An 18,316-nucleotide genomic window follows, 5' to 3' on the forward strand; every position below is an offset into this window, starting at 1 on the left:
TTGTCATTCCCTTGTTTACTAATATTTTATATATTTAAGCCCTGTTTAGTGTCCCGATGAATCCCTCATCCAGACTAAATTGAGAAAAAAGTTATTATCAACAAATCACTATGAAAGTATCTACAACCAGCTTCCCGAGCGTTTTTGAAACGGCATTTGGGAACACCGAAAATTCAAGCAAAGACCTACTCAACGGCTTGAAGATCAAAAAAGATGAAACCTGGTATCTGGTGGGCAATCTGGCCAAGAGAGGAGGAATCAACCCGGGAAGGATCACCAACGCTGCCCCTACCGAAGAAGACTATGAAATCCTGTTCAAAGCAGCCTTGCTCAATACAGCGGATAAAGTGCAACAGCCTATTGCACTCACCATGGGATTCCCCTTTTCTACCTACAATGTCTACAAAACAGCGGCAGAGCAGTTTTTAAGCAAAAGACATTTTCTGATCGACTATGATACACAGACTTTCAATACCAAAGGCTCCTTTAAAAAAGCCATGTTTGATATTGAAAAATATGAGATCATCCCTGAAATTGTAGGTGGTATCATCGGGCTGAAAAAGACAATCAATGAACCGCAGTTGGACAACTTCATCGCGATCAGTATCGGCTTTGGTACGATAGAAGGAGGCATGGCCACCGGCGATGGCCTGGTACACCGTACCTGCTTCAGCTCTCACGGCATCCGTTATGCTGTCAATAACCTGACCCGTGAGCTGAACCAGAAACATTATCTGGAGATGAAAAACGAGCATCAGGTGGATGATGCCTTTATGAAAGGGTCTATTTTCACCAACCGTAAGCGGATCGACCTGCGTGAAATGCGTAAAGGAGTACTGACACAGTACTATAAAGAAGTGGTTTCCCCGCTGATGCGCAGTTACTTTACCGACCTGGATTTTGAAGCCTGCGAAAAAATTTACCTGATGGGTGGTGGTGCTTACTATAAAGAGCTGACCGATGCCTTCCAGGAAGAATTCAGGGATTTTGTTCCAGTGGAAGTAGCACCTGAACCTGAAAAACTCATGAGTATTGGTTATCTTTACAATAGTCTTCGGATTTCGGACAACAAACCTCAACGGAGTGTAGGATTAGACCTTGGTAACTCCAGCTCTATCATTTCCACTTTCGATGACGACCATCAACCAATTGTAAACAATCCCATTCCCATCACCCTCTAATTTGTTTGTGTGAGAAGTGCGAGACATTTTTTCCGAAACATCATTGTACCGGGAGCATTTCGTATCCCTAAAGAAGTATCCGTAAACGGCAGCATCGACGCTACCATTTCGGGGCGGATAGATGGAAACGTTAAAGGCAACGTAAAAACTACCGGTAAGCTGGTAGTGAGTGAAACCGCCAGTATACGTGGGCATATTTATGCTTCCGACCTCGTTGTACATGGAAAAGTGTATGGAGACGTGTATATCAGTAACAAAGCACACATCAGTAACCAGGCTTTTGTAAAGGGAGATGTGAATGCCATCGTCCTTGAACTGGAAGAAGGTGCCGTAGTAGAAGGCGCCATCCGTAAAAATGTACAGCCAGTACTCAAAACGGAAACACCTCCTGTTGCAGACCATCACCATCAGGTGGTAGGCGAGGCAATCCCCGCTCCTGCTGCGCCCGCAGCCAATGAAGAAGAAGAAGAACAGACCACCAGCTGGTTCTAACTTGTCCTGACTAAACAACGTATAGATAATAACGTTATTTAGAGAGGCTGCCTGGAATTCCAGGCAGCCTCTTTTATGAATACATAATCCCTTTATTTTTTCAATGGCGTCAGCAGGTGAGTGAGTCCATTCATTTTTATGACCAGCATTGTTTCCAGCATCATGCCCAGCTTCCCCTTAGGAAAACCGTTACGCTGGAACCATTCCAGATAACTGACCGGCAGGTCACACAAAACCACATCTTTATACTTCCCAAAGGGCATCTTCATGGTCACCAGCTGTTGCAATATCTCCGGGTTAGGTTGTGTCATCTCCATAAAAAATCACTTAAAATGGGGCAAGTTAAAACTATCACCCGTATTTACCATTCTTCTTTACGCCCAATATTTTTATATTGTTAAAAAATATCCTGCTATGAAATTGTACTGTATGCTTTTATGCCTGTTAATGGCTACAGCCTGTGTGCAACCCGGAGGCAGAAGCAGCCTCACCAATCCCAACATTCAGGTAGTAAATGGAATGTTTGCCGCATTCAATGAACATGATTGGCAAAAGATGGCCTCCTATTATGCTGATTCAGCACTGTTCCTCGACCCCGCCTACGGACACGAACCAGTTATACTTACCCGCCGGCAGATGGTAGAGAAATACCAGGAACTGCATAAAATACTCCCGGATGTACAGGATGAAGTAAAAGAAATCTATGCCGATAAAAACCACATCATTGTTGAATTTATATCAAGCGCTACCGGCCAGGATAGCAAAAAATGGCAGTTACCCCTCTGTGTGGTTTTTACCATAGAGCATGGCAAGATCATCAGTGACCGTACCTACTACGACCAGGAATAAACAACTATCAACGTTTCAACAAGCCTCCGTTCTGCAGCGCGTCTGCCACCTTTTTAGCATACGCAGCAGCAAAGGATTCCAGGCTGTTGGGGTTGTAGGTTTCTGACTGACCGGACCATACCAGTTTTCCGTTCTGGCCCAGGTCATACAGATTGCTTTCCATGAAGTAGATTTTGTCGGTGGTATAGTATCCCGGCGAATATACCGAGTTGTACATATAACCGTAGTATCCCCAGAAATTGCCGTACCAGCCGTATGCAGGATAGGGTGCATACATTACTGTGCCCGGTACATACCGGGTTTCGGATTCCTTATTGACAAGGGATACGGTCAGCACCGCATGAAAACCAGCCGCTTCAATTTTGCCTGAAGCTGCTTTTATGGACTCTTCCTTTTTAGGGTCAAAGTTAGGAGGAAACAGGTCCGTGCTTTTACCGGCCGCCACCCCATGAGCCTGCAGCTGGGTAGCCAGTTTGTTTTCCACGATTCCACGGGCAGTAAGGTTGGAGCTCAGGCCCGCTACCAGGATATTATGATAACCACCAGACTGGGCAGAAGGATCCTTCCAGGTACCAGTCATGTGTACGCTTGTGCCGCAAGCTACCAACAGCAGCAAACCCAGCAGCATCCAACATCTCTGCAGGCCTCGGCTTAAAGTTGCAATTTGTGTACGCATAAACTTTTTTTTAACAATAACTGGCAAAAAGGCTTATTATCTATATAGGTAACACCCACAAACTCAAAATGTTTAGGTCAAAATGGGTACATATAGCCGTGAACGTGAATTAATTATGCGTAATTGCTCACCATTTTATCGCAGAATAAAACGTACATTTATAACCTAGTGACCGCTATACAATATGTATAAGAATAATGGAGAACTGAAAACACTGTTGTTGGTAGACGATGATCAGGACGACCAAGAGCTGTTTAAGTTGGCACTGGCAGAACTCAATCATCCGATACTCTGTTTTACAGCAGGCAATGGCCAGGAAGCACTGGACCAGCTATGTACCCGTGCTTACCGCCCAGACCTGATTTTCCTGGACCTGAACATGCCATTGATGAATGGTATTGTGTTTCTGGAAAGGATCAAAGACATAGAACACCTGAAAGACATCCCGGTGATCATTTACAGCACCAGCGATGAACCCCGCGAGATGTCTACCGCCCGCTCTATGGGCGCGGTAGATTATATCATTAAACCAGCCCGGTTTAATGAGCTGTGTAAACTTTTACAGGTAGTGTTAACCAGGGGAGCAACGACCCCATTTCAGCAAGACTAGGCTTCCTGCCGGCAGGCAAAGGCCACCCGATAAAATTCATATCCTTCCTCCTTCTCTCTTCCCTCCAGATAAAGTGCTCGGTATTCATCAGCTCCCAGGTCTTTCATCAATGTAAAGCCATACTGTTTTAAATAAGCACTGAGTGCTTCCGGCTCAAAACCAAAGGTCCATTTCTCTTCCAGGCCCGCCACATCATTTAGCAGTTTTTCTGCCCCTATAAAAGAGGTCGGGTTTTTCAGCACGTCCAGGTGGACGTAAGTAAATATCACATGGGAACCTGCCGCAAAACGTTGCAGAAAGGCAAACGTGTTGTTGATGGCTTCAGCGGTGAGATAGTTGGTCACACCCTCCCAAATAACCGCAGTAGGCAATGAAAAGTCGAAATGATGCTGTGCACTCAGCTGGTCGAGGCTCTGGCGGTTGAAGTCAATCTGGTAATACCGGATATGTTTGGGTATATGCAGCTGACTCAACCTCGATAGTTTATACTTTGCCGTATTGGGATGATCGATCTCTATTACCGGGATATTGTGTAAAAAAGGTAATCGCAGGCCGCGGGTATCGAATCCGGCTCCCAATATCATCACCTGCTTTGCTCCTTTGCGGACAGCTTCTTCCAGCAGTTCGTCGATAAGCCGGGTACGGGCGATGCCGGAAGTATAGGCGCCGGGAATTTTTTTATGAATAATGTTTTCAGCCATACTGCGAAAAGCCCGCAGGTGACTTAATCTGGCAGCTATCCTCAATCCGGCAGGCAGAAAAAGATGCGCATATTTATCAGTGAATAATCTGCTGGTTTTGGAACGGGTTGTTTCCATTGCACGGAATAACGCCATATACTGGGCTGTTTTACTCGTGGCAGTAGCCTTCATAGTGTTGTGTCTTTTTTGGGAGAAAGACAATTTACATAATCGGGCCCAATTTTCACAACCTTATTTTAGGGAGATGCGATCATAGGGTATATAGTTCTCCCATTCCCATGGCGTGTATACGTCACCGATAGCAGTAGCCAGCAGCTCTCTGAAAATACTTTCCCCGTTGTCACTATTAGTCATGATGGCAATAGCGATCTGTTTATCCGGGAAAGCGATGGTATAATGCCCCCATCCTTCGCTATGGCCTTCCTTAAAAAATGCGATCCCATATGGGGTTTTGAGCAAGCCGATGCCAAGGCCGTAAAAGATGGTAGTAGTAGCAGGTGTTTTATCATATACCCAGGCGTCGTTACCAAATTGTTTTTTGGATAGTACAGCTATCTGCGGCCGCCGCATTTCTGTTATGCTTTTACTGCTCAGCCCCTCGCCGGTGAGCATGGCAGTAATAAAGCGGTCCCAATCGGTGATGCTGGTATACAGGGAGCCTGCAGCGTGCGGACTGGTCCGCTGATCAAACTCGTATGGATGTTGCAGGCTGTCATGTCCCAGGCAATGCCTGTCATTAAAGACCGCCTGCCAGATATAGCTGCTGCGGTCCATCCCTAATGGTTTAAACACTTCTTCCCGGGCGATGGTCTCATAACTTTTGCCGGTGAGCTGTTCCAGTACAAACTGCAGGAGATAGAGCCCTTCCCCGGAGTAACCATAGAGGGTACCGGGATCTGATTTGATATGCAGTTTGCCGTCCAGCTCAAAGCCACGGTAGTTGGGAAAGCCGGTAGTATGATCGAGGCACATGCGGGCGGTGATAGACTCGTATCTTTTATCATTGCGGATATCCTGATAACCTCTTGTTTTTTTGGTGAAGACATAATCTGGTAAAGGTTTAGGAAGATATTTCACCAGTGGTGTATCCAGATCAATAATATGCCGTTCAGCGAGTTTCATCACGCAATAGGCAAATACAGCCTTGCTATAGGAACAGGCCCAGAAGATAGTACTGGTGTCCATTGGGATGCTTTTGGATTTATCTGCAAAGCCAAAAGCCCTGACATATACCGGTTTGTTTTTATTGAAGACGGATACAGTCATGCCGGTCACCTGTGCGGTATCTATGAGTTGCCGGATTCGGGTGGTGAGGGAGTCTGCGGAGATGGTAGTGTTATTGATACGCTGGATACGTTGCCCCTGGGTATGACCGCAGAACAGGAGGACAATCAGCAGCGTAGCGAGTAGTGCTTTCATTATAACGTGTTTTTGCTGACGAGGAGAGCAAAAACATGCCGAAAACATAAAGAATTGATTTAAAACAACTTAAACACAACCTACTCAGCTAAAAACGTCCGGAAATGGCCATCCTTGTGCGATCTCGTAATATGCTGCACAAAAAAACCGGTGTCCGCCGCGGGTGGTTTCATATTTTTTTGCGATTATTGCAATAATATCCATATTTTTAGAAAATATTCTAAATCGCACCGCGAAAATGAGCCACTCTTTAAATATTGACAAATTAGATTTGCAAATCATTTCGGAAATGTCAACTGATGCCGGCATCTCCTATGCAGAGCTGGGGAAAAAACTATTTGTTTCCGGGGGTACTATCCATGTACGTATCAAAAAGCTGCATGAAATGGGCGTTATCAAAGGTACCCGCCTGCAGGTGAACCTTCGGGCAATTGGTTACGACGTACTGGCTTTCATTGGCATCTACCTCGAGAAAAGTTCACTGTACGAAAGTGTAGCCAAACAGTTACTGAAGATCCCGCAGGTAGTACGGTTAAATTATACCACCGGCGCCTACAGCATGTTTGCAGAGATCATCTGTAAAGACAGTGCGGAACTGCGTAAGATCCTCCAGGATGATCTGCAGCATATCAAAGGGATAGAGCGTACCGAAACCATTATTTCCCTGGAAGAAAGCTTCTCCAGGCCAATCAATGTCAGCGAGGTGCTTTAAAGACTTTGTATTAGTATAAAAAGCCAGGCGGCCATCGACACTATGTCAATGGCCGCCTGACTTTTTATGTTCTTTTAACTGATGCCCAGCTTGCGGGTATCGCGGGTACCGGCATACAGTTCGTATTCAAGGAGACGGCAATCGAGGGTACTATTGTAGAATTCAATCCTGCGTTTGGCTTTAAGGCCTATTTTCTTTGCCAGGTCGAGATTACCGGTAAAAATGTAACCGTGGTAGCCTCCGCATTTTTGTTTCATGAAGTCACCAATACGGCTATACGTTTCTTCCAGTTCGGTGATTTCTCCGAGGCGCAAACCATATTCCGGGTTCATGAATACCACACCGCCGGCATCCGGTGGCACAGGAGTAGCAGCAAAATCGCAGACGGAGAAAGTGATCATATCGGCCACTCCGGCAGCTCTGGCGTTTTTACGGGCATTCTCTACGGCCTGGGGGCTCAGATCAGTAGCAATGATACGCAGTTCGGGCACTTCAACGATTTGTTTTTCCAGCCGGCCCCTCTCCTCGTGATAAACGTTTTCATCATAGCCCTGCAGGTGCATGAAAGCGTAATTGTTGCGAAAAAGGCCCGGGCGGCTGTTGGTGGCAATCAGGGCTGCTTCAATGGCCACGGTACCGGAGCCGCACATTGGGTTAATAAAAGGAGCTTTGCGATCCCAACGGGTAGCCAGGATAGTGGAGGCAGCCAGGGCTTCCAGCATGGGCGCCCGTCCGGGTATTTTGCGGTAGCCGTGACGGCCCAGAGAATCACCGGAGGTATCTATAAATATTTCTGCTTCTTCATTTTTCCAGAAAAGATGAATGACTGCACCGTTCAGCTCAGCCCCGGTAGAAGGTCTTGTGCCGGTTTTATCACGCATACAGTCTATCACCGCATCTTTCACACGCAGGTTGGCGAACATGCTGTTTTTAATAGTATCGTTCTGTACATTGCTGGTAATGGAGAAATAACCATCCGGATGCAGGAGTGTTTCCCAGGGAATTGCTTTGACCCGCGCATAGATTTCGTCGGCATCCCGGGCGTCAAATTTCCGGAGGCTGTATAAAACCTGGCTGGCACAGCGCAGGTTCAGATTAAGCCGGATACATTCATTGATAGAGGCAAACAGGCGTACACCCGTTACAAAAGTTTCTTCAACCTTAAAACCCAACTCGTTTACTTCCTGTTCCAGGTAAGGCGTCAGCCGCTTGTGGCAGGTGATGGTTACCGGTGCTTTCTTCGTGTATAAAGACGTCATCCGGCAAATGTACGGATTTAGGGATTTACGGATGGATTTAAAGAATTGCCCATCCGTAAATCCCTGTATGGTTAAATCTCGTTGGCTGCTGTGAGGATAACGGGTTCACCATCTGTAATAACGATGGTATGTTCATGCTGGGCTACAAAACCACCTCTATTACCAATCAGTGTCCAGCCGTCCTGAGCCTGGTTGGCATAATTGGAGCGGGTGGAAATAAATGTTTCCACAGCCACGACGCTGTCTTTGCGGAAACGCTCCTTATTACGGCGTTCGTAGCAGTTCAGGATATCTTCCGGTGCTTCGTGCAGGCTTCTGCCTACACCATGCCCTGCGAGATTGCGGATCACGGTGAAGCCTGCGCGTCCGGCTTCGTTTTCAATCAGTTTGCCGATATCGGCGATCTTCACGCCCCCTTTTATCTGATGAAGCGCTTTGTAGAGGATAGTGCGGGAAGCATCCACCAGTGGCTGATGCTGATGCAGGTCCTGCCCCAGTACAAAAGAGCCGCCGTTGTCTGACCAATAACCATCCAGCTCCGCAGACACGTCAATATTTACCAGATCTCCTTCCTGCAGGATCTTTGTTGCAGAAGGGATACCATGTGCGATCTCATTGTTTACGCTGATACAGGTCCAGCCTGGAAAACCGTATGTAAGTCTGGGAGCAGACTTTGCACCCAGCTTTTTTAATATTTCACCACCATACTCATCCACTTCTTTGGCAGACATTCCCGGCCTGGCATAGTACCTCATTTCCTTTAAAGTAGTAGCTACCGCCTCGCTCACTCTCTTCATTCCCTGTAAATCCGATTCTGATGTAATAGACATATCCACTGGTTTTGGTGTAGTTAAAGGTAGGGAAACCTCTGCAAAACATCAAATTGGCAAAGCTGTTTGTCTTTAGCAATCAATGTACTTCGCTGGTACATGATCCGTTAACCAAACATTGTTTGCAGACTTGTAGAACTTCACACCATCGCGGTGCATGCTGCCACTGCGTACAGTCAGTATTACCGGCAGTCCGCGCCGGGAGCCTACAGCCTGGGCTGTTTCCTTTAATTCGGACAAGTGTACATGATGGCGGCTCATCTTCAGCAACCCTTCCTTCCTGATAGATGACATAAATTTACTGACGGTGCCATGATAAAGATATTCCGGTGGCTCGGCCTCTTCCAGGTCCAGCGATACGTTGATGGAATGTCCCTGGTTGGCCCGGATACGGGTTTTATCTTCGTTGAAGGCAAACCGTTGTTTATCATTTTCTGCCACTACAATGGATAATTCCTCCAGTGTAAACTGTTGTCCTTTACGGCCCGCTTTAGCCATCAATTCCTGTACATCGGCCCATCCGTTGGCATCAAGTTTAAGACCAATGATTTCCGGGCTATGCCGGAGTATGAGACTAAGAAATTTGCTTATATTTTTTATTCTATTCGGATTCATGTTATGATAATTTGTCCCTTACTTCCATCAGTGCATAACCCAGCAGGTTTTGCCCTCTCCATCGCAAGGGATTTTCAATATGTTCGTGATCGGCTTTCATGCCAATGCCCCAGATAGCGTCTACAGGGCTGGCTTCTACCAGTACACGGTCTTTTGTGTTCAATAAAAATGTTTTCAGGTCTGCATGCTGTGAAAACTTCAGCAGGTTACCAGCGGCTACAATAGCTGATTTTTGCTGGTCCCATATCACGGGATCGAAACGGTGTACCTGCCTGCCGAGCTTTTTGGCGGCGGCGGGAGAACCGGCTTTTAGTATTTTCTCCAGTACTGCATCGTCTTTAAACAACCGGGCTTTTCCAGCCATCATCCAATGTTCGGCGGTAGGATACACGATGCCGTTTTCTTCGAAAGGCGCAGTCCACCACTGACTCAGGCAGCTTTGTGTGACGCGGCCATCCGGCGAAACCTGATGTCCCCAGAAAAAAAGGTATTTTATTTTTTCGTTTGCTTTATATTTTTTGATCAGCCATTGATTATCGTATAGCATATGACGTTATATTCTTTCTGAATGTATTAATGGTTTCCTGTTTTTCAGTGTTATCGTACACGGCAAAAACGATTTTGGAAAATGCGTGACGGAATCTGTCGTCGGCCTGCAGGAAGGAGGCAAACCAGGCTGCCACCTCTTCTTTGTTGTTACGGAACACGCCACATCCCCAGGCTCCGAGTATGAGTGTGGTCTGTTGATGTGCTATAGCCACAGACAACAACTTCTCCATCCTGGACAACATCACCGGTTTGATCCTGCCGATGTTCTGCGGTTCATTATCCTTTACCGCTCCGGCATTGACAGCAGGCGCTGTGATAACAGAGACGGTATAATAATCGTCCAACAGTGCATCCCTGTCGTTACGGAAAACGGGTACCAGCGGTGAGTATATCATATGGTCTGTGTAGAGGCAGGTACCACAGTTCCGGTTGGTCTGGTACATTTCACGTTGTGGCTCCAGACAACGATACAGGCCACTGGCTCTTGCCAGCGCTTCTTCCTGCGCATGTGCACCGCTCAGAAAGCCACCGCCTGGATTTTTGGCAGAGGCAAAGTTCAGGCAACATACATTATCCAGTTTTTCTTTTACCACCAGTCTGTAAGCAGCAGCGAAGGTACTTTCACCAGTCACCTCAATGGAGCAGTCATAATGGGGAGCTTTCCGGTCCCGTTCCATAAACACCTGCTCAAAGTCTTCCGGTCTGTATAATACGGAGTGATCTGCGGCATATTGCAGCGATTCTTCTATCACGACTTCTTTTCCTCCGGGGTTAGTATAGGAACCGTTGTTGAGGATATCCACTGTTTCCCAGGCTATTCTAGCCCTCTCCTGTTTTTTCATATGGTCTTCATTTTGCTCATCAGGTAATTGAAAGCGCAGAAGGGGTTATTGCTTCCTATGCTGATAAGGCGTTAATTTTTTGTTTACGTCAATCTGACGCAAAGTAAAACATTTTTATTTTAACAAACAACAATTTTTGCTGATACAGCGGAAATGGCGTTTCTCGTCAGTGACTTTCAGGATATTTATCATAAAGCTTATTATTGCTGTCATAAATTTTCAAGTATTGATCTATGGACATTTCAACTATTGCTGTCAAACTGTTTCCTGCTTACGAAGATGTTTTTTATGACGAGCAGGAAATGCATCAAAAGCATTTCCTGCCTTTATGTTCTGTAATGTTTCCATCGGCGGGCATCGCAGAAGGCCAATGGCTGCACTTTGTTTCTGTAAAGGAATTGTACGATGGAAGAGTTGGAGAACAATCCCGTGCTCATCATACCCGGTATAGCCAGCCCGACACTTTTGCCTTTGATGTGATAGACGGCAAGTATAAATTTGATGCAGACTGGCGTTTTTTTGGTGATCACCGTCAGATTGAGCCTGGAGCTTATCAGGAGAATTACACTGACCATGAAATAGCATATAACATGAATGAGTCGATGTATGCGCTGAAAAAGGCCTACTATCAGCAATTCAGGAAATTGTACCAGGGCGACTTTAACCGGCCCGGGTTAATGGTAGAGGACATCAGAAGACTGGAAAGACTGAGAGCACTGAGCCCTGATGATCTGAAGCAGGACCCGATAGACAACTATCTGGTCGAAAGGCAACAACAAAAGAAAGGTCGTCTTTTTGACAACATATACCCAGACCTTTTTCCGGACGAGGGCGACGTAATAGCGCCTGTGGATGAAGCAGGCAATCCTTTTACTTTCATTGGCAACCTGGACGGATACCATTTCCAGCATCACGCACCGGAGAATATCTGTTTGTTTTACGATCAGACACTTCAAAAAGCAGTTGCTTGTCTGGGCAACAGCTGAGACAGCGCACACTAGCTTCCGGGGCAAGTTGGCACATGAAAGAACAATGCAGGCAGTTGTGGGTTATCTGTAAAGCGGGTATGCCTGCATAAGTCTAAAAACACATTTATGAGAGTATTAATTGTGCTTACTTCCCATGATACGCTGGGTAATACCGGCCACAAGACCGGTTTCTGGATAGAAGAATTTGCGGCACCTTACTACGCCCTGGCCGATGCGGGGGCAGAGGTTACCATTGCTTCTCCGAAGGGAGGCCAGCCACCGATAGACCCCAAGAGTGAGCTGCCTGATTTCCAGACGCCCGCCACCAAACGATTCAATGAAGATGAAACATTAAAGAATAAACTGGCACATACTGCCAGGTTAAATGAAGTCATGGCGGATGACTATGACGCCGTTTTTTATCCCGGCGGACATGGCCCGCTATGGGACCTTGCCGACGATCCGAATTCCATTGCATTGATAGAAGAATTTTACCGGCAAAACAAACCGGTAGCTTTTGTTTGTCATGCGCCTGGTGTCTTAAAAAAAGTAAAAGCCCCCAATGGCGCATCTATTGTGAAGGGCAAGGAAGTCACCGGTTTCAGCAATACAGAGGAAGAAGCGGTGCAGCTCACGAAGGTGGTACCTTTTCTGGTAGAAGATGTTTTAAAGCAAAACGGAGGCATTTACAGCAAAGAAAAAGACTGGCACTCCTATGCCATCAGAGATGGGCTGCTGATCACCGGACAGAACCCTGCTTCCTCTGAAGAAGTAGCAAGGATTCTCATTGAAATGCTGTCCTGATATTACAGATTACTTTCCGGATGGCCGACAATCCGGGTATTACCGCAACAGAAGCGCAGGAAATAGAAACGCTGGTCACTCCCCTGCTGAACCGGCTCAAAGCCGGATTTAAAAGCTGATGATCTACCTCTTTAAAAACTGCGGTAGCCCGCTATTACAGGGAAACCCCCATAATAATTTCACTTATTTTGGTGTTAATACAATGCGTAATCTATTATCCACCTAACGCCCCTGCTCTTTAGATGCAACAGAAAAATGTTCCGCTGACGACAGCCGATACGCAGCTGCTGCAGCAACTGGAGACCCTGAACCCACAGGCAGTGAACAGTCTTAAAAACATTTACCGGAAAATGATCTGTAGCGGTTATCTGGTAAAGATGGAGTTAACCCCAGATCAGCTGCTGCGTTATATCTTTGATGACGGCCAGAGTATAGTGGTATGTCCATTACTTCCGCCACAGCAAGTGCAGGAGGAGCCATCACACTCCCTGATAGCAGAAGGACTTTCCTATCAGCCCGTAGTACTTGAAATCATCAGCCATCCCCATAAGCCTGATTTATTGTTAGCAGCCCGCTACGACAACTATCCTGCGCAATTGCAGCACCAGACAATACTCACAGCCAACCTATCCAGGTTGCGGAAAGAAACCGGTCTGGTGGCCCTGGTATTTGCAGTGGAGTTATGTGCGTTGCTGATTACGGTCTATACCGGCAGTTTCAATACTTCCATTATACTGATGGGCTGGGCTCCGCCACTGTCCATAGCAGGTATTGGTTTGATCATGATGATGAAAAAGTACCGCAGCAGCCTGAAAAAGGCTATCCATCAAACTATCGTAAGTGGTATCGTGACAGAAAGATTCTCCGATGGGAGGCTAAGCTGGTACCGGATCGGGGAACTACTGTTTGAAAGCGGAGATGGTACACTGGCGGTTCCGGGGCAGCCTTTGCAGGTGGTATTTACAACGGACTCCCGTGGTTCGCAGGGAGCGGTTTTTCATACCACAAAAGATTCTTCCCGTTTTTAACAGGCTAGTCCTTATTTTCGTCGCATGATTAATGCGATAGATCAATCCGGCATACTGGCCATCTCTACCCGGCTGCAACGGCTGGGCGAACTGTTACGAAAAGACGGACAACAGATCTATAAAGCCCATGGCATTGACTTTGAGCCTAAATGGTTTCCCGTGATATACAGCCTCCATGCCAATGAGTCACTGAGCGTTGTAGAGATTGCCAACGAAATTGGCTATACGCATCCTTCCACCATCAGTCTTCTTAAAGAACTGGAAGCCAAAAAACTGGTCCGTTCCCGGAAAGACAAGACAGATACCCGCAAACGCATGATCAGCCTGACTGAAAAAGGACAGCAGCTGGTAACGCAAATGAAGCCGGTGTGGGACATCATTACTGCAGCGCTGAACGACCTTACCAATAGCACCCATAACATCATGAACGCTGTGAATGAAGTGGAAGCCCGTTTCAAGGAAAAGAGCTTCTTTGAAAGAGCGGAAGAAATAAGAAAAGAACAGGGCCGCCAGTAGCCATAAGGCATCCCCTTCATTTTAAAATCCAACCTGAAACCCCATTACATCGGTCCATCCACTGCTATCTTTTACCATTATACCCACGGTGCTAAAATACGGACCAATCAGTCTGAGCAGCTATTCCTAAGCCTTATGTTGGCCATGACTATTTTTCGCAGATTTTTTTTAATTTATGTAGTCAACTACATATATTTGTATAAACGTTCACAACATGGCTATTACATACAAACCAATAGGCGATACTTATTCCGAAGCGGTAATCAATCTGATTTTACCGATACAGCAGCAGGAGTTTAATGTAAACATCAATCTGGAGGCACAACAGGACCTGCTGGCTATAGAAAAACACTATCAGCAGACGGGAGGTGGTTTCTGGGGAGCGTTTGACGGGGACAAGCTGGTAGGCACCATTGCGCTGATAACGTATTCACCGGATGCCGGGGCCTTGCGTAAGATGTTTGTACGCCGGGAATACCGGGGCAAGGAGTTCGGTATTGCCGGTGCCCTGCTCGATACCCTGCTGGAACATGCATCCACCAAGGGTATCAGGGATATATACCTGGGTACGGTTAACTTCCTCCATGCCGCCAGACGCTTTTATGAGAAAAAAGGATTTGACGAGATAGCGGCAGACAGCCTTCCGGCTGCTTTCCCAAGGATGGCGGCAGACGACGTATTTTATCATCTGCATTGTTGACCAGAAAGCCGGGAACAGGGCCATTGCTGTTTCCGGCCTATTTTTAAAACTCCGGACAGGGGAAAAAATTATCCCCCATCGTATACCGTTGCCCGTTAATTCCCATCCTGCACTGCTACAAGCTTCCACCCTTTTCATGCTCCGTTTCCGCCATTGTCCGCATAAAAATATGTGGATTAAGTTCTGGCCTGAATAACAAAAGAGAACGTTTTTTGTAATATTATTGGGCTCAGATTTAGTTTAAGTAGTTAAAAATCGGCAAATGGATTCCAGCAACGGACAACCTGAAAAACCACTCATATCACCTGGGGTTGACAACTTTTTCATTGGCGTACACACCACCTTCCTTTTTGTGGCCCGTTTTTTCCGGGAATTATTCCGGTTCCCCTTTGAAACACGGGAATTTATCCGGCAGTGTTATATGGTTGGCTATAAATCATTGGCACTCATTAGCTTAACTGGATTTATCACCGGACTTGTTTTTACAAAACAATCACGGCCGTCTCTGTCTGAGTTTGGTGCCACCTCCTGGCTCCCCTCGCTGATAGCGATTGCGGTAATCAGGGCACTGGCACCACTGGTAACGGCCCTGATCTGTGCCGGCAAGGTAGGCTCCAGCATAGGCGCGGAACTGGGCTCTATGAAGGTGACAGAGCAGATAGATGCGATGGAGGTATCGGCCATTAATCCCTTTAAATACCTGGTGGTGACCAGGGTACTGGCGACCACCGTAATCATCCCGATACTGATGGCCTATACCGGCCTGGTGGGATTGATGGGCTCCTATCTGGATGTACATATCAATGAACAGACCAGCATCACCGCTTTCTTTCTGAAAGCATTCAAGGACATTACCTTTCTGGACCTGTTCTCCTCCACCTTTAAATCCATGGTGTTTGGCTTTACCATTGGCATTGTGAGCTGCTACCAGGGATACAATGCCTCACAGGGCACACAGGGCGTGGGTAAAGCAGCCAATACCTCCGTAGTGATCTCCATGTTCCTGATTTTTATTGAGGAGGTAATCATTGTTCAGGTAGTAAATTCGATCAGGTAGTATGAAACAACGTAGCGCAGAAATAGACAGGAACGAAGTAGTGATTTCGATCAGAGACCTTTATAAGTCCTTTGGTTCCAATCGTGTACTCCGTGGTGTAGATCTGGACCTGCATAAAGGCGAGAACGTAGTGGTACTGGGACGTTCCGGTACCGGTAAATCCGTATTAATCAAAATAATTGTAGGACTGCTTTATCCCGATGCGGGCACCGTAAATGTACTGGGCAGGGATGTGAACACCCTTACCGAAGCTGATCTGCGCGAGCTGCGCATGCAGGTAGGCTTCTCCTTTCAAAGCTCCGCATTGTACGATAGTATGACTGTAGGGGAAAACCTGGCTTTCCCATTACGTCGCAACAATAAAAGGATCAGCAATGACCAGGTACGCCGTATGGTGGATATTGTACTGGACGCCGTAGGGTTGTCGCAGACCATCAACCAACTGCCGGCAGAACTTTCCGGCGGTCAGCGCAAACGCATCGGCATTGCCCGTACCCTTATTCTGAAACCACAGATCATGCTGTATGATGAACCTACTGCCGGACTGGACCCTATCACCTGCATCGAAATCAATAATCTGATCAACGAAGTACAACGCCGGTTCAATACCAGTTCCATCATCATTACCCATGACCTCACCTGCGCCAAGGAAACCGGCGATAGCATTGCTGTGATGCAGGAGGGAAAGTTTGTAGCCAAAGGCTCTTTCGACGAAGTGTTCGATAAAGAGAACGACCTGATTCAAAGTTTTTATCAATACAATTTCATACAGTAAACCATGATTAAAGAAAGCAACAAGCGCACAGTAATAGTAGGCATCTTCATTTTTGTTGGACTGATCATTTTTACTGTAGCCATCCTGTTTCTGGGCGGGCAACGCAAAACCTTTACCCCTTCCGTACGGGTAAAGGCTATGTTCCATGATATTAACGGACTTACCGCCGGCAACAATGTGTGGTATTCCGGGGTTAAAGTAGGTACGGTCAAAAAAATCACTTTTATCAAACATGATGTGATAGAAGTGATCATGAATATCGAAAAAAGCTCACGGCAGTTTATCCATAAGGACGTAAAAGCCAAGGTAGGCTCAGATGGACTGGTAGGCAACAAAATCGTAATACTTTCCGGCGGCACAGAAACCCTGCCTGCTATTGAAAACAACGATGTGATTGTGGCGGAAACAGCGTTAAGCCCTGACAACATTATGGCCACCCTGCAAGTCAACAATGAAAACCTGGTATCTATCACCGGCAATCTCAAAGAGATCATGAAACACATCGCAGAAGGACAAGGCACTGTTGGTAAACTGCTGAAGGACGATTCTGTCTACAACAATGTGCAGGCAACGCTCAACAACCTGAAAACCACTGCTGCCAACACTCAGCGCCTGACCGACAAGCTGGCTGACTATGCCGCCAAACTGCAGACGAAAGGCTCTCTGGCCAACAACCTGATCACCGACACCGTGGTGTTCAGCCACCTGCGTGCTACCATGGCCCAGATGGATGACGCTGCCCAAAAGGCCAATAGTGTAGTGGCTGATCTCAAAAAAGCCAGTAGCACTGTCAGCGAAAATATCACCAATGATCAGTCTCCCGCCGGTGTGTTGCTGCATGATCAGGAATCTGCAGAAAGCCTGAAAAAAATCATCACCAACCTGGAATCCAGCACTTCCAAACTGGACCAGAACATGGAAGCGCTGAAGCATAATTTCCTGCTGAGAGGTTACTTCAGGAAACAGGCCAAACGCGAGCAAAAAGAACAAGCCGAAAAAGCGAAAATATTAAACAAGTCCCAGGACTGAAGTCCTGGGCTATATTAGCTAAAGTACTGGGATAAAGTCCTGGGATATTATTTTTCTGCGACTGTTGTCAATAGCGGGGAATTAAACATACTTACCGGGGATATGATCTGCTCAGAGAGCGGGATCTTATCCCCGTAAATTTGTTGCATCTGTTTTTTTACAGCAGGACTGTTCAGGTCGAAATCCTTCAGCTGTTGCAACTTCCCCAGTTCCAGGCCGGTTGCTTCCTTATATATCTTCCACACCAGCTCAGAACAATAGATTCGTTCGTCTGACCAACCGAAATAAAAATCATAATCCTTTCCGTTGTACTTTTTGCCGGCCTCCATCATTTTATCCAGTGTTGCCGTGGTGAGTACGCTGTCTGCATTTTTCAGGCGCTTGATAACATAATGTCCGTTGCGTCCGCGGGCCATCCAGGCCGACAACGGCGTGTAACGAACAGGCTGCACCGCTTCGTAAACATACAGTTCACCGCCAACGGTAAAGATAATGCCGCAGTGGCTGTATTTGGAATGGGTAGCGAATTTGATAGCGGTGCTGAGGCCAGACACAGACTCCTGAAAGATCACATCTCCTGGCTTTACTGTAGGGGCTTTCAGTGCTACAGGCGTACGTTGCTGGCAACCGGCACTTAAAGTCAGCAGCGGCAATATCAACATTAACACCATCAGTTTTAAGTTGGCCATTTTGTATTTTTTTGT

Annotated in this window: 23 protein-coding genes; 13 read left to right on the plus strand and 10 right to left on the minus strand. The window is 46.7% G+C overall.

Annotation, left to right across the window (positions count from 1 at the left end):
- Window positions 1-110: 110 nt before the first annotated feature.
- A complete protein-coding gene (locus KD145_RS02820; RefSeq protein ID WP_212004396.1) occupies window positions 111-1,181 on the plus strand; it encodes a ParM/StbA family protein in 1,071 nt (356 codons plus the stop codon).
- 9 nt (window positions 1,182-1,190) lie between these two features.
- Window positions 1,191-1,673: a polymer-forming cytoskeletal protein gene (locus tag KD145_RS02825; RefSeq protein WP_212004397.1), complete on the plus strand. Its 483-nt coding sequence runs from the start codon at window positions 1,191-1,193 to the stop codon at window positions 1,671-1,673.
- Window positions 1,674-1,765: 92 nt separating this feature from the next.
- On the opposite strand, the gene KD145_RS02830 is transcribed toward KD145_RS02825, so the two are convergent.
- On the minus strand, window positions 1,766-1,990 hold the full coding sequence (locus KD145_RS02830) for a DUF3820 family protein (protein ID WP_212004398.1): 225 nt from the start codon (window positions 1,988-1,990) through the stop codon (window positions 1,766-1,768).
- 97 nt (window positions 1,991-2,087) lie between these two features.
- Here KD145_RS02830 and KD145_RS02835 point away from each other — a divergent pair, with 97 nt between their 5' ends.
- Entirely contained in the window at window positions 2,088-2,522 is a 435-nt protein-coding gene (locus KD145_RS02835; protein ID WP_212004399.1) for a nuclear transport factor 2 family protein, read from the plus strand.
- A gap of 7 nt (window positions 2,523-2,529) precedes the next feature.
- Here KD145_RS02835 and KD145_RS02840 read toward each other — a convergent pair whose 3' ends face one another.
- Window positions 2,530-3,198 carry a DUF4136 domain-containing protein gene (locus KD145_RS02840; RefSeq protein ID WP_212004400.1) on the minus strand — a complete coding sequence of 223 codons (669 nt, stop codon included), beginning with the start codon at window positions 3,196-3,198 and terminating at the stop codon, window positions 2,530-2,532.
- 184 nt (window positions 3,199-3,382) lie between these two features.
- On the opposite strand from KD145_RS02840, the gene KD145_RS02845 reads away from it, so the two are divergent.
- Entirely contained in the window at window positions 3,383-3,808 is a 426-nt protein-coding gene (locus tag KD145_RS02845; protein WP_212004401.1) for a response regulator, read from the plus strand.
- Here the strand turns inward: KD145_RS02845 and KD145_RS02850 are convergent.
- Both KD145_RS02850 and KD145_RS02855 read right to left on the minus strand, forming a co-directional pair.
- Window positions 3,805-4,680 (minus strand): SAM-dependent methyltransferase, encoded by an 876-nt coding sequence (locus KD145_RS02850; protein ID WP_212004402.1) that lies wholly within the window; start codon window positions 4,678-4,680, stop codon window positions 3,805-3,807. The genes KD145_RS02845 and KD145_RS02850 overlap by 4 nt on opposite strands.
- 60 nt (window positions 4,681-4,740) lie before the next feature.
- Window positions 4,741-5,928 carry a serine hydrolase gene (locus KD145_RS02855; protein WP_212004403.1) on the minus strand — a complete coding sequence of 396 codons (1,188 nt, stop codon included), beginning with the start codon at window positions 5,926-5,928 and terminating at the stop codon, window positions 4,741-4,743.
- Between the two features lie 238 nt (window positions 5,929-6,166).
- On the opposite strand from KD145_RS02855, the gene KD145_RS02860 reads away from it, so the two are divergent.
- Window positions 6,167-6,640, plus strand: a complete 474-nt coding sequence (locus KD145_RS02860; RefSeq protein ID WP_113619766.1) for an Lrp/AsnC ligand binding domain-containing protein — start codon at window positions 6,167-6,169, stop codon at window positions 6,638-6,640.
- A gap of 74 nt (window positions 6,641-6,714) precedes the next feature.
- On the opposite strand, the gene KD145_RS02865 is transcribed toward KD145_RS02860, so the two are convergent.
- The 5 genes from KD145_RS02865 to KD145_RS02885 form a co-directional block, all read right to left on the minus strand.
- The gene (locus KD145_RS02865) at window positions 6,715-7,899 is read right to left on the minus strand and encodes a class I SAM-dependent RNA methyltransferase (protein ID WP_212004404.1); all 1,185 of its coding nucleotides are present in this window, start codon (window positions 7,897-7,899) and stop codon (window positions 6,715-6,717) included.
- A 71-nt stretch (window positions 7,900-7,970) separates the two neighbouring features.
- Complete coding sequence (map, locus tag KD145_RS02870; protein ID WP_212004405.1) at window positions 7,971-8,729, minus strand: type I methionyl aminopeptidase; 759 nt, start codon at window positions 8,727-8,729, stop codon at window positions 7,971-7,973.
- Window positions 8,730-8,801: 72 nt separating this feature from the next.
- On the minus strand, window positions 8,802-9,344 hold the full coding sequence (locus KD145_RS02875; RefSeq protein WP_212004406.1) for an RNA 2'-phosphotransferase: 543 nt from the start codon (window positions 9,342-9,344) through the stop codon (window positions 8,802-8,804).
- A 1-nt stretch (window position 9,345) separates the two neighbouring features.
- Entirely contained in the window at window positions 9,346-9,891 is a 546-nt protein-coding gene (locus KD145_RS02880; protein ID WP_212004407.1) for an NADAR family protein, read from the minus strand.
- Complete coding sequence (locus KD145_RS02885) at window positions 9,878-10,735, minus strand: TIGR02452 family protein (RefSeq protein WP_212004408.1); 858 nt, start codon at window positions 10,733-10,735, stop codon at window positions 9,878-9,880. The genes KD145_RS02880 and KD145_RS02885 overlap by 14 nt, the downstream gene beginning before the upstream one ends.
- Window positions 10,736-10,968: 233 nt before the next feature.
- On the opposite strand from KD145_RS02885, the gene KD145_RS02890 reads away from it, so the two are divergent.
- The 8 genes from KD145_RS02890 (at window position 10,969) to KD145_RS02925 (ending at window position 17,612) form a co-directional block, all read left to right on the plus strand.
- Window positions 10,969-11,721 carry a hypothetical protein gene (locus KD145_RS02890; protein WP_212004409.1) on the plus strand — a complete coding sequence of 251 codons (753 nt, stop codon included), beginning with the start codon at window positions 10,969-10,971 and terminating at the stop codon, window positions 11,719-11,721.
- A 108-nt stretch (window positions 11,722-11,829) separates the two neighbouring features.
- Complete coding sequence (locus KD145_RS02895) at window positions 11,830-12,507, plus strand: type 1 glutamine amidotransferase domain-containing protein (protein WP_212004410.1); 678 nt, start codon at window positions 11,830-11,832, stop codon at window positions 12,505-12,507.
- 242 nt (window positions 12,508-12,749) lie between these two features.
- Window positions 12,750-13,535: a hypothetical protein gene (locus KD145_RS02900; RefSeq protein WP_212004411.1), complete on the plus strand. Its 786-nt coding sequence runs from the start codon at window positions 12,750-12,752 to the stop codon at window positions 13,533-13,535.
- A 24-nt stretch (window positions 13,536-13,559) separates the two neighbouring features.
- Window positions 13,560-14,051: a MarR family winged helix-turn-helix transcriptional regulator gene (locus KD145_RS02905; RefSeq protein WP_249219721.1), complete on the plus strand. Its 492-nt coding sequence runs from the start codon at window positions 13,560-13,562 to the stop codon at window positions 14,049-14,051.
- 214 nt (window positions 14,052-14,265) lie between these two features.
- On the plus strand, window positions 14,266-14,751 hold the full coding sequence (locus KD145_RS02910) for a GNAT family N-acetyltransferase (protein WP_212004412.1): 486 nt from the start codon (window positions 14,266-14,268) through the stop codon (window positions 14,749-14,751).
- A gap of 262 nt (window positions 14,752-15,013) precedes the next feature.
- The gene (locus KD145_RS02915; RefSeq protein WP_212004413.1) at window positions 15,014-15,808 is read left to right on the plus strand and encodes an ABC transporter permease; all 795 of its coding nucleotides are present in this window, start codon (window positions 15,014-15,016) and stop codon (window positions 15,806-15,808) included.
- A gap of 1 nt (window position 15,809) precedes the next feature.
- The gene (locus KD145_RS02920; RefSeq protein WP_212004414.1) at window positions 15,810-16,583 is read left to right on the plus strand and encodes an ABC transporter ATP-binding protein; all 774 of its coding nucleotides are present in this window, start codon (window positions 15,810-15,812) and stop codon (window positions 16,581-16,583) included.
- Window positions 16,584-16,586: 3 nt separating this feature from the next.
- A complete protein-coding gene (locus tag KD145_RS02925; protein ID WP_212004415.1) occupies window positions 16,587-17,612 on the plus strand; it encodes an MlaD family protein in 1,026 nt (341 codons plus the stop codon).
- A gap of 47 nt (window positions 17,613-17,659) precedes the next feature.
- Here KD145_RS02925 and KD145_RS02930 read toward each other — a convergent pair whose 3' ends face one another.
- Window positions 17,660-18,301, minus strand: a complete 642-nt coding sequence (locus KD145_RS02930) for a YiiX family permuted papain-like enzyme (protein WP_212004416.1) — start codon at window positions 18,299-18,301, stop codon at window positions 17,660-17,662.
- Window positions 18,302-18,316 lie beyond the last annotated feature (15 nt).

Origin of the sequence: Chitinophaga sp. HK235, from assembly GCF_018255755.1 — a bacterium.
In the GTDB taxonomy this organism is placed as follows: Bacteria; Bacteroidota; Bacteroidia; order Chitinophagales; family Chitinophagaceae; genus Chitinophaga.